Origin of the sequence: Trinickia sp. (assembly GCF_051961175.1) — a bacterium.
Lineage (GTDB): Bacteria > Pseudomonadota > Gammaproteobacteria > Burkholderiales > Burkholderiaceae > Trinickia.
The window spans coordinates 1-3,218 of the sequence record NZ_JBQCDN010000422.1; the positions used below are offsets into that span (position 1 = coordinate 1).

The 3,218-nt window shown below is 61.9% G+C and carries 3 protein-coding genes; all 3 read right to left on the bottom strand.

Annotated features, from left to right (window positions below; translation table 11 throughout):
• Positions 1-113: 113 nt before the first annotated feature.
• Positions 114-1,031: a carbohydrate ABC transporter permease gene (locus ACTHL0_RS23955; protein WP_440569493.1), complete on the bottom strand. Its 918-nt coding sequence runs from the start codon at positions 1,029-1,031 to the stop codon at positions 114-116.
• Between the two features lie 126 nt (positions 1,032-1,157).
• On the bottom strand, positions 1,158-2,414 hold the full coding sequence (locus ACTHL0_RS23960; protein ID WP_440569495.1) for an ABC transporter substrate-binding protein: 1,257 nt from the start codon (positions 2,412-2,414) through the stop codon (positions 1,158-1,160).
• An 87-nt stretch (positions 2,415-2,501) separates the two neighbouring features.
• Positions 2,502-3,218 (bottom strand): aldehyde dehydrogenase family protein (locus ACTHL0_RS23965; RefSeq protein ID WP_440569497.1); only part of this gene is annotated, 717 nt, incomplete at its 5' end.

Consider the following 3,218-nt stretch of genomic DNA (forward strand, 5'->3'; position numbering starts at 1 on the left):
CGAATACGGCCAGCAACCCATAGATCACGATCCGCGACACGTAGTTGTGTCGCCCCATGACCATCTGCGGTGAATCCCATCCTCGTTGCGACATGACAGTCTCCCTGCTCGCTTCAGTGGGAGCCGCGGCCGCTGCGCGGCTTCAGCTCCGAATGCAGATAGGGCACCATGATCGCGGCGACCGTGCACAGCATCATCACCGCACTAGCCGCGCCCATGCCCAGCTCGTTGCGGGTGAACGTGAACGAATACATGAAGGTCGACGGTAGCTCCGTCGAATAGCCCGGACCCGCGCCGGTCAGTGCAACGACCAGCTCATAGCTCTTGACAGCGAGGTGAACGAGGATCACGAACGCCGAGATAAATGCCGGTCGCAGTTGCGGAATGACGATGCGCCGGTAAATTGCCGGCAAGCGCGCGCCGTCGATCGACGCGGCTTTGATCATGTCTTGGTCGATGCCTCGCAAACCCGCGAGGAACATCGCCATCACAAAGCCGGATGCTTGCCAGACGGCAGCGATCACGACACAGTAGATCGCCATGTGGTCGTCGATGATCCAGTTGAACTGGAAGCTCGTCCAACCCCAGTCGTGGAACAGCCTCGACAAACCAAGGCCAGGATTGAGGATCCACTTCCAAGCCGTGCCCGTGACGATGAACGAGATCGCCATTGGATACAGGAAGATGGCGCGCAGCCCGCCTTCGGCACGGATCCGCTGATCAAGCAGGATCGCAAGCGTAAGGCCGATCGCCATGCACAGCACCACATAGAGCGATGCGTAAATGCCGAGGTTCATCACCGCGACGTGCCAGCGCGGATGCTCCCAGACCCGCGCGTACTGCATGAAGCCGCCCCAGCGCAGGCTGGCGAACGCACGCGAGCGCGTGAAGGACAGCGCGGCCGTCCATACGATGAAGCCGTACACGAAGATCAACGTCGTGATAAGCGTCGGCGACAGCACCAGCTTCGGCAACATATGCTCGATGCGGTTGCGCAGGCTCGCCTGGCGAACGGATTCGGGAGTAGACATGGCCACGGTATCGTGAGTCGAGGCGTGGTGAGTCCGGTGAGTCATGTTCATAGCAGCCACCTTCCACTTCAGGACTTCGGGACCGGGATGTCCGCGCGTGCGGACGCGCCCGGTTGCCTCAGACGTTTACTTTGCGTTGTTGACCGCTTCGACGAGCTGCTTCACCGCATCGGCGGACGACTCGTTCGAATTGAAGAAATGCGTGACGACGTCATACACCGCGTTTTTCGGTCCGTCGGGCATCGCGTGGCCATGCGCAAAGCTGCCGACCATCGTGCCGTTCTTGAGAGCACTGCGCAGGTCCGCCATCGACTTCTGGCCGCATTCGTCGAAGCCGTCGGCAGGCACGTCCAGACGCGCCGGTATCGAGCCTTTGATCTGGTTGAATTTGGCCTGATTCGACTTGTCCATCACCGTCGAGGCGAACGCATGTTCGGCGGGGAGGCTCGGATCGCCCTTCTTGAACGTCGCAAACTGGTCGGTGTTGAAGATGAAGTCGCCTTGCGTGCCCGGATATTGGAAGCACAGGTAATCGACGTTCGCCTTCTTGCCCGCATTCACAAACTCTCCCTTGGCCCAATCGCCCATGATCTGCATCGCAGCACGACCGTCGATCACCATCGCGGTAGCGAGATTCCAGTCGCGGCCAGGGAAGTTCGGATCGACCATGCCGCGCAGTGCGCGCATCTGGTCGAACGCCTTCTCCATCGTCTTCGAGCCGAGCGCGGCGGCATCGAGATTGACGAGTGCCTGCGTATAGAACTTCGGGCCACCCGCGGACATAACCGCGCTATCAAAGATGGTTGCCTCTTGCCACGGTTGGCCACCGTGCGCGAGGGGGATATAGCCCGCCTTGCGGATCGCGGCGGCGTCCGCGACGAGCTGGTCGAAGCTTTGCGGCGGCGCCAAATGCAGGTCATCGAAGATCTTCTTGTTTGCCCAGATCCAATTGGTTCGGTGAATGTCAACCGGCACGGCTACCCAATGCCCCTGGTACTTCGAGAAACGCTGGATCGGCGCCGGCACCTGCTTGTCCCAACCTTCCTTCCCTGCGAGCGAATCGAGATTGGCGAGGTAATCCTGCTCGGCGTATTCCGGAATCGTGAAGCCGAGCATCTGGATGGCGTCGGGAGGATTGCCCGAGGAGACGCGTGCCTTGAGCACCGTGCGAGCCGCTTCTCCGCCGCCGCCTGCGATCGGCGCATCCTTCCACGTATAGCCGCGCTGTTTCAAGCCGTCCTTCAGCACGGCAAGCGCCTTGGCCTCGCCGCCGGACGTCCACCAGTGCATCACTTCGACGGTCTTGCTGTCGGCCGCCGCCGCAACCGTGCCGGCACCGAGCGTAGTAGCCGCCACGAGGCCGAGAAGGGTCTTCCTCAACATGTCTCACTCCACCAGGTTTATCTCTCTCTTACGGGGAGAATGTGAAATCGCGTCCGACGCCATGCCGGACCCGTGCCTTGCTACTCGTCACTGCTCCGACGGCACCCACCGGCTGCTGCGCTCGCCGATGTGCAATTGAATGGTTTTGGTCTCCGTGTAGTCCTCGACCGCCTGCTTCCCGAGCTCGCGCCCCACGCCGCTCGCTTTGAAGCCACCGAACGGCAGCTCCGGGTATCCGTCGAGGAACGTGTTGACCCAGACCGTGCCGGCGTCGACGCCGCGCGCGACCGTGAGGCAGGTGTCGATATCGCGACTCCAGACTGCCGCGGAAAGACCGTAGGCGGTATCGTTGGCGATCTCGATCGCGTGCTGCGCGTCGCGGAACGAAATCACCGACAGCACAGGACCGAAGATCTCTTCTCGCGCCGCGCTCATCTCAGGCGTGACACCGGTCAGTACCGTCGGCTGCAGATAGAAGCCGGCGGCGTGTTCGTAGCGCGCCCCGCCGACGCGAACCTGCGCACCTGCAGCGACGCTGCGTTCGATGTGCGAGAGGATGTCCTTCATTTGTTGCTCGCTGACGATCGCGCCCACCTTCGCATCGGGATGCAACGGGTCGCCGACTGGCACCACCTTCGCGCGCTCGACGACCGCCTCAGCGAAACGCTCCGCGATCGACTCGTGCACAAGCACTCGGCTGCCGCTATTGCAGCATTCGCCGGCGTTGAAATAGACGCCGAACACGACCGCGTCGATCATCGCGTCCCAGTCGCAGTCGGGAAACACGATCTGCGGATTCTTGCC